The 12856-nt window shown below is 63.3% G+C and carries 11 protein-coding genes; 5 read left to right on the top strand and 6 right to left on the bottom strand.

All coding sequences use genetic code 11. The features are described from left to right. The first annotated feature begins 26 nt into the window (after window positions 1-26). From AC5I5I_RS14070 to AC5I5I_RS14050, 5 genes are all read left to right on the top strand, one after another. Window positions 27-842 (top strand): sulfotransferase, encoded by an 816-nt coding sequence (locus tag AC5I5I_RS14070; RefSeq protein WP_495974026.1) that lies wholly within the window; start codon window positions 27-29, stop codon window positions 840-842. A 177-nt stretch (window positions 843-1019) separates the two neighbouring features. Continuing rightward, window positions 1020-2951, top strand: coding sequence for an asparagine synthase (glutamine-hydrolyzing) (asnB, locus tag AC5I5I_RS14065; RefSeq protein ID WP_495974024.1), 1932 nt, complete (start codon window positions 1020-1022; stop codon window positions 2949-2951). Window positions 2952-3226: 275 nt separating this feature from the next. After that, entirely contained in the window at window positions 3227-4237 is a 1011-nt protein-coding gene (locus AC5I5I_RS14060; RefSeq protein WP_495974022.1) for a KpsF/GutQ family sugar-phosphate isomerase, read from the top strand. A 12-nt stretch (window positions 4238-4249) separates the two neighbouring features. Next, entirely contained in the window at window positions 4250-5287 is a 1038-nt protein-coding gene (locus AC5I5I_RS14055) for an MraY family glycosyltransferase (protein ID WP_495974020.1), read from the top strand. Beyond that, entirely contained in the window at window positions 5287-6210 is a 924-nt protein-coding gene (locus AC5I5I_RS14050) for an NAD-dependent epimerase/dehydratase family protein (protein WP_495974018.1), read from the top strand. Before AC5I5I_RS14055 ends, AC5I5I_RS14050 begins: the two co-directional genes overlap by 1 nt. A gap of 24 nt (window positions 6211-6234) precedes the next feature. Here AC5I5I_RS14050 and AC5I5I_RS14045 read toward each other — a convergent pair whose 3' ends face one another. From AC5I5I_RS14045 to AC5I5I_RS14020, 6 genes are read right to left on the bottom strand one after another with little or no spacing between them, the layout of a single operon-like run. Beyond that, entirely contained in the window at window positions 6235-8148 is a 1914-nt protein-coding gene (locus AC5I5I_RS14045) for an SDR family NAD(P)-dependent oxidoreductase (protein WP_495974016.1), read from the bottom strand. Between the two features lie 3 nt (window positions 8149-8151). Then, on the bottom strand, window positions 8152-9273 hold the full coding sequence (locus AC5I5I_RS14040) for a glycosyltransferase family 9 protein (RefSeq protein WP_495974014.1): 1122 nt from the start codon (window positions 9271-9273) through the stop codon (window positions 8152-8154). After that, the gene (locus AC5I5I_RS14035) at window positions 9257-10522 is read right to left on the bottom strand and encodes an O-antigen ligase family protein (RefSeq protein ID WP_495974012.1); all 1266 of its coding nucleotides are present in this window, start codon (window positions 10520-10522) and stop codon (window positions 9257-9259) included. The genes AC5I5I_RS14040 and AC5I5I_RS14035 overlap by 17 nt, the downstream gene beginning before the upstream one ends. Further along, complete coding sequence (locus tag AC5I5I_RS14030; RefSeq protein WP_495974010.1) at window positions 10519-11367, bottom strand: glycosyltransferase family 2 protein; 849 nt, start codon at window positions 11365-11367, stop codon at window positions 10519-10521. The genes AC5I5I_RS14035 and AC5I5I_RS14030 overlap by 4 nt, the downstream gene beginning before the upstream one ends. Then, window positions 11360-12115 (bottom strand): glycosyltransferase family 2 protein, encoded by a 756-nt coding sequence (locus AC5I5I_RS14025; protein ID WP_495974008.1) that lies wholly within the window; start codon window positions 12113-12115, stop codon window positions 11360-11362. The genes AC5I5I_RS14030 and AC5I5I_RS14025 overlap by 8 nt, the downstream gene beginning before the upstream one ends. Further along, a complete protein-coding gene (locus AC5I5I_RS14020) occupies window positions 12112-12852 on the bottom strand; it encodes an FkbM family methyltransferase (protein ID WP_495974006.1) in 741 nt (246 codons plus the stop codon). The genes AC5I5I_RS14025 and AC5I5I_RS14020 overlap by 4 nt, the downstream gene beginning before the upstream one ends. Window positions 12853-12856: the final 4 nt, after the last annotated feature.

Here is a 12856-nt window from a genome sequence, read left to right as displayed (position 1 = left end):
CTTTCGATACACCCCGGATCTCTCCGTTGAACGTTATTTGTCTTGTCGGAACCTCCCGCTGCGGCTCGACAATCCTGCAAGCGGCTTTGGGTCAGTTTCATGGCGTCTCTGCGCTGGGCGAGGTGAAGCGGCTATCCCAGCTTGCCGCGCGAGGCGCGAAATGCGGTTGCGGCGCCGACATCGCAACATGTGAGATCTGGGGCCCTCGCGTTGCCGACTTTATCGCTACGGACCATTCACGGCTCCGCATGCTTGGGAACGCAGTTGCCGTTTCCGCGGGTGGACGTCTGCTGAAGGCAGAATCCCGCGCAGCGGCGTCCCTCAGGGACACATTGCAGGCGATCCAGGCGGTGGATCCCGCACGGGTGTTTATCGACTCGAGTAAAGACCCGGACCAATTGCTACTTTACGCGGCCCTGCGAGATGTGAAGGTGTTCCCAATTCACGTGGTCCGCGATCCCCGCGGCGTGGTCCAGTCGGGCCAGCGCCGGACGGGCATCGGAATATCGGAGATGGCAAGACATTGGCGCCGTCTCAACGGCGCCACCCTAGCCTTGCGCTGGGCGACACCGCGCCTGCCATGGAGAACAGTTCTTTACGAGGACTTTTGTGCAAATCCGGAAAAGGTCTGCCGCGATATTCTGCAAGATGCGGACTGCGAAGCCAGACTTCGAGACGGACCTGTGAAACACCATGCAATCGGTGGCAGTCCGGGCTTTGCCTTTGCCGGCATGCACACCATTCAGTCCGAGGATCACTGGCGGACCACAATGCCGGCCGAGGTTCAAGCCGGCATCTTGCGCGAAAGTGGCTGGCCGGCTCGCTATTTCAATTATCGTTAGACACCGTCATCAGGCCAGTCGACGCGCGCGTCGACGCGATGTTGCCGGCCTGGGTTCCCCTCCTTCATCCGCCCTCCTCTGCATAGGAGCGGATCAGTGGTTTTCGAGATTGTCCGTGTGCTACGATTAGATAGCAAAATCCTCCTTGTCACAGCGGGCCGTGTCGCCCTGGAGTTCATGGCGATGTGCGGTATAGCCGGCCTCTTCGATTTGCGTGCGCCGGCGCACGAGACTGCTCCGGCAACCTTGGCCCGACGCATGGTCGACGCACTGGCGCATCGTGGACCGGATGGGGTCGACGAATGGCAGGACGCCGAAGCCGGCATTGGGCTCGCGCATCGCCGCCTGGCCATTGTCGATCTGTCGCCGGCTGGACGTCAGCCCATGCACTCGGCCAATGGCCGTTTTGTCATCACCTATAACGGCGAGGTCTACAATTTCGAAGACCTGCGCGGCGAACTGACAGACCTCGGTCACAGCTTTCGCAGCAAGTCCGATACCGAGGTGATGCTGGCCGGCTTCATGCAATGGGGCGTCGAGGCGACGGTTGCAAGGCTGATCGGCATGTTCGCCTTTGCGGTGTTCGACCGCAGCGAGCGGATACTCTATCTCGTGCGCGACCGGCTCGGCGTAAAGCCGCTTTACTGGACCATTGCCGACAACACACTGCTTTTCGGCTCGGAATTGCGCGCGTTGATGCAGCATCCGTCCTTCAAGCGCGACGTCGATCGCGAGGCGATCGCGGCCCTGGTCGCCTACAGCTACATCCCGGCCCCAGCCACCGTTTTCCGGAACGTCTTCAAGCTGCAACCGGGCGCGATCATGACAGTGTCGTCCGGTGAGGTGAATGAGAGGCGTTACTGGCGCATCGAGGATGTCGTCCGCCGACGCGGACAAAGTGCATATGGCCTTGCGGACGCGCGCGATGCGCTGGATGCGCTGCTGCGCGATTCCGTGCGCCGCCGCATGGTGGCCGATGTGCCGGTCGGGGCATTTCTTTCGGGCGGTATCGATTCATCCCTCGTCGTGGCACTGATGCAGGCGCAGTCCAGGTCGCACGTGCGCAGCTTCACCATCGGCTTCGAGAACTCCGCTTATGACGAGTCGCAGGTCGCCCGTGCGGTGGCCGAGCATCTGCACACGGATCACACCGAAATCCGGCTCGACGAACGAGCCGCTCTCGACCTCGTGCCGCAAATTCCCGACTGGTTCGACGAGCCGTTTGCGGATTCATCGCAATTGCCAACGTTTCTTGTCTCCCGCGCCACGCGCGAGCATGTCACGGTCGCCCTGTCCGGCGATGGGGGCGACGAGCTTTTCGCTGGCTACCCAAAGTACACTTGGCTGGAGCGCATCTGGGGCAGCCTGGGCGGGCTGCCGCATCCGGTCCGCAGGCTTGGTGGAAGCACATTGGCGGCGCTGCCGGAAGGGCTGATGAGGCCGCTTGCTGCGCGGCTGCTCGATCCGGCCCGTGCCGAGCGCATCGGGGAAAAGTCACGGCGGCTTGCAAGAGCGATGCGCGCATTAAGCTCCGATGAAGCCGCCCTTGCACTCGCTCGCGTCGGACTTGACCACTCGCCGGTGCTCGATGCCGTGGACGGCTACCGCATCCAGCCACTCACCGATCTTGCACGCAGCCTGCCGGACCTGATCTCGCGCATGCAAGCCAACGATATCGCGAGTTATCTTCCGGACGACATACTTACCAAGGTCGACCGCTGCAGCATGGCCGTCTCGCTGGAAGCGCGGGAACCATTGCTTGATCACCGGCTAGTGGAATTTGTCTGGAGCCTTCCGGAACAGGTGCACCATCATGGCGGGCCGAAAGGACTGCTGCGCGATGTGCTGGCGCGCTACGTTCCGCCGGCGCTGACTGACCGTCCAAAGCGCGGGTTCTCGGTCCCGTTGTCGCAGTGGCTGCGCGGACCGCTGCGCGGATGGGCATCGGACCTTCTCGCCCCTCAGGAATTGCAGAGACACGGGCTATTCGACACGAAAGCGGTGGAAAGGATTTGGCGGCGGCACATTGCGGGTGTCGAGGACAATGCCACCGGCTTGTGGAATATCCTGATGGCACAGGCATGGTCGCAGCGCTGGCTCAAGCAATAGCGCAGGCTTCTCCCGCCGGCGCTGCTCTCTTGCCAGAACCTTTCCTCGCCTCGACATGAAGGGCGATAACCGACCAAGCCCCCGTCCCACATGGGACAAGATTGCAGTTCCGCGTACCCTTGGCTTTGGGCCGGCTTATCCAATGCAGGTACCATAAAACCTCTATGCCCTGCGTTTTCGTTTGTATCGACTCCCCATTGCCGGCTAATTGGTGGCGTGCACCCCGTTCGCGACCGATGTGACGCCGGGAGCTCATCCAGCGAAAGTTTCTCGATATGGCTGCCCCCCGCGACAATGCCGCTTCGCAGATGTCCGAATACGATGCCCGCCTGATCAATTCCGCCGTTCGTACGCTCGAGCTGGAGGCCGGCGGCATCGCCGCCCTGTCGGCCGCCCTGCGCGACGGCCTCGGGTCCGCTCTAATCGCCGCCGTGGAGAAGATCCGCGCCGCCAGTGGCCGCCTGATCGTAACCGGCATGGGTAAATCCGGCCATGTCGCGCGCAAGCTGGCGGCGACCTTCGCCTCCACTGGCACCCCGGCGTTTTTCGTGCATCCGAGCGAGGCCAGCCACGGCGATCTCGGCATGATCACCGAGAACGACGCGATCGTCGCCCTGTCTTGGTCCGGTGAGACAGCGGAACTGAAAAACCTCACCGATTATGCGAAACGGTTTCGCATCAGCCTGATCGCCATGACGGCGGATGCGTCGTCCACCCTCGGGCGCGCCGCCGATGTCGTGCTGCAGCTGCCGCAGGCGCGCGAAGCCTGCCCGCATAATCTGGCGCCGACCACGTCCTCGCTGATGCAGCTTGCGCTGGGTGACGCACTGGCGATCGCCCTGCTGGAATCACGCGGCTTCTCGGCGCAGCAATTCCATGTCCTGCATCCGGGTGGACGGCTCGGCGCGCTTTTGAAATTCACCCGCGATGTGATGCGCACGGGTGATGCCCTGCCGCTGACGAAAACCGGCGCGCCGATGTCGGAAGCGGTGGTCGAGATGTCGGCGAAGGGTGTCGGCTGTATCGGCATTGTCGATACGCGCGGGCATCTGTGCGGCATCATCACCGACGGGGATCTGCGCCGTCACATGCGGCCGGGACTGACCGAGGCCCGTGTTGACGAAATCATGACCCGCAACCCGAAATCCTGCCGTCCCGACCAGATGGTCAGCGAGGTGATCGAATCCTTCAACGCCTCCAAGATCACCGCCATGTTCGTGGTGGAGGGATCGCGGCCGGTCGGCGTGGTGCATTTGCACGACCTGTTGCGGATTGGTGTGGCCTGACAGCCCGGTCGAATGGATCTGCTCCTTGAGCCCTTCCGCCACGGCAGCGTTGCGGCGATTGCCGTCATTACGGGCGCGGCCGCCCTCACGATCCTGCTGATCAAGCTGCTGCATCCGCTGCTCATCCGCTATGCGCTGGCGCGGCCGAATGCGCGCTCCTCTCACACGATACCAACCCCGCAGGGCGGCGGCATCGGCGTCATCGGCGCCTGGATCGCCGTCTCAGCCCTGGCCCTCACCGCAAGCGATGTCATAGGGGACCAGGCGGGCAGCATCGTCTCGATCTTCGTAGCGACGATCCTGATCGCGATCCTCGGCGCGGTCGATGACATACGCTCGATCGACGTCGTGCCGCGCCTCTTGGTCCAGTTCGCGGCCGTGGCCATCGCGATCGCCGCGCTGCCCGCCGATTTTCAGATGACGCCGTTCCTGCCGTGGTGGACCGAGCGCATCTTGCTAGTCATCGGCGGAGTCTGGTTCGTCAATCTCGTGAATTTCATGGACGGGCTGGACTGGATGACGGTGGCGGAGATGGTGCCGCTCACCGCCGGGCTGGTCCTGCTCGGTTGGGTTGGCGTCCTGCCAGTGTACGCCACGCTTTGTGCCCTGGCGCTACTCGGCGCCCTGATCGGCTTTGCGCCGTTCAACAAACCTGTCGCGCGGCTGTTTCTCGGCGACGTCGGCAGCCTGCCGCTCGGACTGATCGCAGGCTGGCTGCTCGCGCTTGTCGCCGTCAAGGGCTATCTTGCCGCCGCTTTGTTGCTGCCGCTCTACTACCTGATGGATGCGACTTTGACACTAAGCCGACGTCTGTCCCGCGGCGAGCGCGTCTGGCAGGCGCATCGCACACACTATTACCAGCGCGCCACCGACAACGGCTTCAGCGTCCGCGAGGTCATCGCACAAGTTTTCGCGGTCAATGTCGTTCTGGTGGGCCTCGCGTTTGTGAGCGTGTACTGGAACACGCCTGCTATCGAGATCGTCTGCTTGGCAGCAGGTGCGACGATGGTAGGCTTTCTGCTGAGGCGGTTTTCAAGGAAGCGCACCTGATGCGGGTTCTGGTGACCGGCGCGAGTGGCTTTGTCGGACGTGCACTGACCGAAAGTCTGTCGCGCGCCGGCTATCATGTGCGCGCTGCCGCACGCAGCCCAGCGAAAGTCCCCGCGGCCGAATTCGTCAATATCGTTACGCTTCCCGATCTGTCGCGCCCGGTCGACTGGCGGCCCTTGCTGGCGGATGTTGATGCCATCGTGCATCTCGCCGGGATCGCGCATGTCTCCCGCGCTATCCCCGATTCAGAATACGACCGGATCAACCGAATCGCGACCAAGGAACTGGCGCTGGCGGCGTCGCTGAGCGCCAATATTCGTCGGTTGGTTTTTGTCTCGTCGATCCGCGCCCAGACCGGCCCCGCCGCGAACACCATTCTCACTGAAACCGACACGCCACAGCCGACAGACGCTTACGGACGCTCGAAACTCGCGGCGGAAGCATTCGTGCGTGGCTATGGGGTGCCCGCGACCATCCTGCGGCCGGTGGTGATTTATGGCCCGGGCGCGCAAGGCAATGTTGCGCAACTGGAAAAGCTGTCCAGGCTGCCTGTGCCGTTGCCCTTCCGTGCATTCGATCAGCGCCGCTCCCTCCTGGCACTGGAGAATATGCTCTCGGCCATCCGCTTCGTGCTGGAACGGCCTGCGACGGCCAACGAGACCTATATCGTCTCGGACCCGACGGCGCTGTCGCTCGCCGAGATGATTGCGATCCTGCGCCGAGCGCGAAGCCGCGGCCCGAAAATGATTCGTCTCCCTAAATCCTGGGTGCGCGGCACGCTGAAACTGGTCGGCATGGCGGATGCTTGGGACCGCATCGCCTATCCGTCCATCGCCGACAATGCCAAATTGCGGGAGGCCGGCTGGATCCCAGCCACCGATGCCCCGCATGCCTTGGCAAAGCTGGCGCAGCGAGCACGCTGAGGCCGCACCGCCACGTCGGACGCCTCAGGCCGCCTCGCCCTTGAAGTCCGGCACCGCATCGCGCAGCACGCGATAGATTGCGCTTTTGTCCTCTCGGACCAGCCCCTGCTCGAGCGTGGCGAGCCAGACGCGCATGGTGTCGAGAGAGGGCGACATCGGCCGCGCCGCCACGACACCCTCCACACCGATCTCGGCGGTCGGTTCTTCGCGCGCGAACAGGATTTCGTGCAGCCGCTCGCCGGGACGGATGCCGGTAAAGGTGATGTCGATATCGCGTCCGGGCTCGAGCCCCGACAGCCGGATGATCCGCTCGGCAAGATCGACGATCTTCACCGGCTGCCCCATATTCAGAACATAAACCGCAACGTCGGAGCGAGCCGGGCCCAGCGCATGCACCGCCGAGGTGACAACGAGATCGCAAGCCTCACGGATGGTCATGAAGTAACGCACCATGTCCGGATGCGTAACCGTGACCGGCCCACCGGCCTCGATCTGCGCCTTGAACTTCGGAACCACAGAACCGTTGGAAGCCAGCACGTTCCCAAAACGGACCGCAATGAGCCGCATCGGCACCGCGCCGGGTTCCGCCTTGCGTGCGAATTGCCCGTCCAGCGCCTGACAATACATTTCCGCAAAGCGCTTGGTGGCTCCCAGAACCGACACCGGCTCGATGGCCTTGTCGGTTGAAATCATCACCATCGCCGTCGCGCCGGCCGCCGCAGCGGCGTCGGCGACATTGACCGAACCGAAGACGTTGGTCTTGACGCCCTCGCCCCAATCCTGCTCGAGCAACGGCACATGCTTCAGCGCCGCCGCGTGAAACACCATGTCCGGCTTGAAATCGGCCATCAGCCGCATGATGCGATCGCGGTCGCGGATGTCGGCAAGCCGTCCGGTGATCAGGGCGCCCTGCTGGTCGCCGGCGAGCTTTTCCAGCACGGCATGGAGGGCCGGTTCGGAATTCTCGATCACCAGCAACCGGGCTGCACCGAACGCAACGATGCGGTCGCAGATTTCCGCGCCGATCGAACCGCCGCCACCGGTCACGACGATTGAACGGCCTTTGACAAATTGCTCAAGGCGACGATAGTCGATCTTCACGCTCGGCCGCAGCAGCAGATCCTCGACATTCACCGGCGCAAGCCGCAACGCCTCCACGCTGTCGTCCAGCGACGGCAACCGGCTTGTCGTGAGCCCCAGCCTGCGGGCCCGCATCAGCACGGTATCGATTGGCACATCCGGCTCGAATGCGGATGGCGTCAGCACGATCCGCCGCACATTGGTGCCGCGCGCCGCAAGCCTTGTCACCGCCTGTTCGATATCATCGAAAGTGCCGAGCACCTGAATGCCGCGGATCGACTGGCCCTGATCGGCAGGAGATTGCGACAGCACGCCGACCGGCCAGATTTTCTTGACCGCACCGCTTTCGATCGCGCGCAGCAGAACTTCGGCATCGGCGGCGCGCCCAAGAACCAGAATGGGGGTGGAATCATTGCGGCTGGCTTTGGTGCGCGCACGCGAATACCGGAAATAGCGGTAGGCGACCCGCGGACCACCCAGGAAAAACATCTGCAGAACCCAATAGATCAGGATGGTTCCCTTCCCGAAGAAGAACGTCCCGTACAGGTTCTGCGCGATCAGGATGTAGTCGAGGACGAGCAGCGTCAGCGCCAGCACCGTCGCGGAACGGAAAATGTTCCATAGGTCCGGCAGCGAGGCGAACCGCCACTTCGCATCATCAAGATGGAAAATATGATAGACGACGCCGGCATAGACCAGCATGCCGGGCAGCAGCACCCACAGCCACTCGATGCGTACCGACAGCCGCTCTTCTTCGAAGCGGATATAGAAAGCCACGACCAAGGCCGCCGCAGTGACAGCCAGATCGTGCAACACGATCAGGGCCTTCTTTGTGGTCATAGTGCGAAGCCGGAACATCGATCAAGGTACGATAAAGGGGGACGACGCGTTGAATAGCGGCGTTTTCGCCGGGACGCCACCCCCGGTCCGGCCCAGAGCCTCCTCGACCGCACCAAGGACAGGCTCGACAGGCAAATAATCGAGGCACAGGCTGTGACTGTCCACGCGCCGCATGCAGCCTTCCAGCAGACACGGCATACAGGGCAGCGGATTCTGGATGAGCCAGACATTGCCGCGTCGTTGCACCTGAGCGGCGGATTGCCACGGCTCGGCCAGCCCGCCCAAGGGCCACGGCCCCCACCGGCGCGGATCGGTCGGCCCGAAAAGCGCAACAGTGGGGCAGCCGGTGGCGGCGGCAAGATGCGTTACTGACGTATCGGGGCCGACATACACACGCGCCTGCGTCAGGAGCGTACCGAGTTGCGGCCATGTCAGCGCACCGTCCATGCGCAATACATCGGGCCGGTCCTGCCACACTGCATTCAAATAGGCGCGTTCCTCCGGGTGCGGGCCGCCGGTGGCCACGATCGTCAGTCCGCGACGGACAAGATCGTCGGCCAATGCCTGCCAGCCCTGCTTGTGCCATTGCTTGTAGCGGAAGAACGGCGCCGCATGCAGAACCGCATAATCCTGCGCGGGAACGGCAAAGTCAGGCGCAAGCGGCGCGACGATCTCGTCACACGCCTCGATACCCAGCGCGCGGGCGAGCAGCAATGTTTCCTGGACCCGGTGCAACTCGGGATCCATCGCTGCGCGCCGATGCATGAACATCGCCTTGAATTTTCCGATCGCGCGATCTTCGGTCGCGGCTGCGCGATGGCGGCCTGCGGCGATGGCAAAGAAGGAGGGCCGGTCGCCGGCCTGCGTCGATACCGCAAGGTCGTAGCGTCGCCAGAGCCTGCGGATGAGGGCCAGGCTTTCCACGGCCGATGGCCGCTCCGGGCAGACGATGACGGAATCGATGTCGGGGTTACCGGCAAGGATCGCTGCCGTGTTGGCGAACACCATGACGTCGAGTATGGCGTCCGGCCAGGCTCGGCGCAGACTGCGGATCAGCGGTGTCGTGAGCAATACATCGCCCAGGCGCCGCATTGCGATCACGAGGATCCGCGGTTTGCGCGGGAGATCAAGACTCGCGGTCACGGTCCGACCTCGCGGGAGATGCCGGCCTTTCGAGTACGGCGGTCTCGTGCCGTGCTCTGATCACGCTGGCTCCGGCCACGCCCACGCCGAAGACGTAAATCCAGGATTGGGTGAAATCGAACAGATGATTGTTGAACAGCGATGACAACACATTTTGCGCCACAACCGCCAGGCCGACCCATCCGGCAAAGCCCGGACAACGGAACAGCAGCAGATGCGACAGCCACATCGCGAGCAGGAGCGCAGTGCCGATCATGCCGAGTTGCACCGCCACGGTCAGCGTCTGGTTATGCGGGTTGGTGGTCGGGACAGCACGGGGATCGCGGCGCGCCGCTTCCTGCGCGAATGTTTGCTTGATCGATCCGGTCCCATGCCCGATCACCGGCGCGTCGGCGATGATCTCGACCGCGGCCTTCCAGAACTCAACCCGCTGGCCAGCCGATGTCTCGATCTGCTTGCTTTGCGCGTCGCGGATTTCCGTGAAGATGCCGAACAAGCGCTTCTGAATCAGCGAGGAGCTGGCCAGAGAAGCGGCGCTTACCGCAACGATCACGCCTGCAAAAATCAGCGCATATCGCAGACGGCACTGCATAACAACCAGCACCAGCAGCAGCGCCGGCAATGTCACGAGGCCGGTCCTGCTAGACGTCACGAACAGCACATTGGCGACGAACAGAAGCGCTAGTGCCAGCAAGCCGAAGCCCAGGGCCCAGCGCCGCTGCATCAGTCGCAGGCCGGCCAGATACGCAAACCCAGCCGCACACAGCACAAACTCCTGCGCTTGCGCAATGTAGTCGCGAACCGGAATGCCATGACTCGCGCCGCGGCTGAGCGGCTTCATGCCGGTCGCGACCATGATCCAGGACAAGGCGAGAACCACCGTGCAGGATGCGGCGAAGGCGAGAAAAACCCAATGCGCACGGTCCGATCTGCGGAATTGCACCATCAGCAGTGGAATAACCAGCAGTCGCGCAAAGGAGGCGAAGGCGCCCCAACGATCTGCCCAGGGCGCCTGAGCCCACAGCATTCCAACAGCTGCGAACCCGACCAGCAGCACAGGAATGGTCGCCGCGCGATACTGCATCACCGGCGACCATTCCTCCGGATCGACGGATATCAGGAAGACAACAAGCCAGACGCCTAAAAAGATATAAGTGGCCGACGTCGACCACGGCAAAACCGCAACGACCGCGGCCGCGAGCCCGTCGGCAAGCTTGCGCAATTGCGCGCGATCATACAACGCCGTCATGCCGTCACCTGTGGCGGGCGGGCGCCCGCTGGAGACATCGTCGACAGTCCCTGGAGCGCAGTGACTCGACGGTCGCTGCGGACAGCATCGAGCTTGGTGTCATTGTCCGGCAACCACGACCGGTCGGCGGTCGGATGCCACAGATGCAGCACGCCGGTGGCGAACACGCCGTCCTTGCGCCGAACTCCGGCATGCAGAAGCCGCACCAGAAGATCGGAATCTTCCCGCCCCCAGCCCTGATAGGCACAATCGAACCCGTCGACGCGATCGAGATCGCTGCGCCAGATTCCAAGGTTGCATGAACGTGCGCCGCGCCAGGCGCGGAACCGCAGCTTGCGCAAAGGACCGAGTGGCAGGCGCATCAGCGGTACGGTGCGATTGATGCCGCCGCGGCTGCGCTCGCGTGCCCACTCTCCATAGGTCCAGTGTTCCGGATCGAGCCTTTCGCGCAACACCGTTCGCGTCAGCGTTTCCGACATCAGGATCCGGTTGCCGGTCACGAACCAGCCCTGCTCGGCAAGCCTGCGATGGGTCGCAACAAATCCGGGCCGGGCGATGCAGTCGCCGTCGAGGAAGATGCAATAGGAGCCGCGGCTCGCCAGGATTGCTTGATTGCGAATCTCGGCCGCGCGGAAACCGCGATGCTCCTGCCACACATGTTTCAGCGAATGATTGAACTTCGGCGCCCAGTCCGCAATCAGTTTCGCCGTCGCCTCGCCCGAGCCATCGTCGGCAACGACGACCTCGAAATTGCGGTCGGTCTGCGCCGCCAACGAGCGAAGAACTGCATCGAGCGCATCTTCACGGTTCCAGGTCGTGACGATGAGGGAGATCAGGTCAGCCACGGCCTCGCCCCTTCATCCACGCCTTCATATAGCGGTAATAGGTGCCCTCGGCATTGGCCACCGCCAGCAGAAATCCTTCGCGCCCATCGAGAAAGCCGAGCCGGATAAAATAGGTCTGGACGAACGTCCACCAACCACGGGCGATCCCGGTGAAGAAGGAGACGCGGCGCCCGGAACTCACGATCATCTCGGCGCGCGCGCTCGAATAGCGATCCATGCGAGACAGCGCATCCTCAAGACGCAACAAGGGATGATGAGTCAGCGGGTGCCTCAAGCGCCCGACCTCGCCATCGTAGACCACCCGCTCGTGCACGAGATCGTCGGAAAAACGCGCGCGGTCACGCCGGAACAACCGCAGCACATAATCCGGATACCAGCCGGAATGCCGCATCGGACGACCGCAGAAGGTCGACAGCCGCGGCATCTCGTAAGCTTGCGAAAGGCCCTCGGTGATAACGCGCCGTATTTCTGCGGCCAATTCGCCGCTCACCCGTTCGTCCGCATCGACACTCAGCACCCACTCGCCCGTGGCGAGCGAAAGGGCGAGATTCTTTTGGTGGCCGAAACCATGCCATTCCGTCTGGACCGTGACGCTCGCTCCCTTTGCCTCGGCAAGGCTCGCGGTCCCGTCGTCGCTGTCGCCGTCAACGACGATGCGCTGATCGCAAAACGCAAGGCTGTCGAGACACGCCTCGATGTTGTGCGCTTCGTTCTTGGCAATCACGATGGCTGAGAGGCGCACGGTCATCGCGAAGCGTCCTCGCGCCTGAACCGGATACGATCACGCAAGCGCCGCCGCGCGTCCCGCAACATCCGGAACGGAAGGGCGAGATAGTATTTCCGGGCGATCTGCCAGCGGCCGGTCAAGCCCATCGGCGGCGCGTCTTCACGCGGCACATACCAGCCGTTCAGCCCGGTCCGGCGCATGAGCGTGTACCCGGCACGGGTCATGAAACGATGCTTGTCGAGATTGCTGACGTGATCCTCGAGCAGCACCAGCCGCGGCTTCCATCGTTCGAAGTCGAAACCGCTCAGGACTTCGAGTTCATGTCCTTCGACATCGACCGACATCAGGTCGATCGGCACCGTCGCCTGCCCCTCGCTGAGCACGTCGTCGAGGGTTCGGACTTTCACATCGATGGTGCGGTCGGCGCGCATCCCTGTCACCGCAAGATTGGGATCGAACGACGAGAACGCGCCCGCCACATGCAACCGCATGACCTGCCCCGCGCGATCGGGGGACGAGCACGCCACCTCGAACACCTGAGCCTTGCGCTGGCGTCGCAATTCGGCCGCGAGATCTGGCAGCGGCTCGACCAGGATGCCGGTCCAGCCCGCCTCCTCCAAATGCCAGGACTGCGAATCCTTCTTCGGGTCGTTGGCGCCCACTTCAACGAAAAAGCCGCGGGGCCGGTCGCGGAAAAACTCGCGAACCATTGCCGCTTCGAACTCTGGCTTGAATACGGCGGACACGGCGCGATCCATCCGG

This window comes from Pseudorhodoplanes sp. (assembly GCF_059499825.1).
Note: the sequence above shows the minus strand (reverse complement) of the source record. Positions and strands in the feature narration are given on the sequence as shown.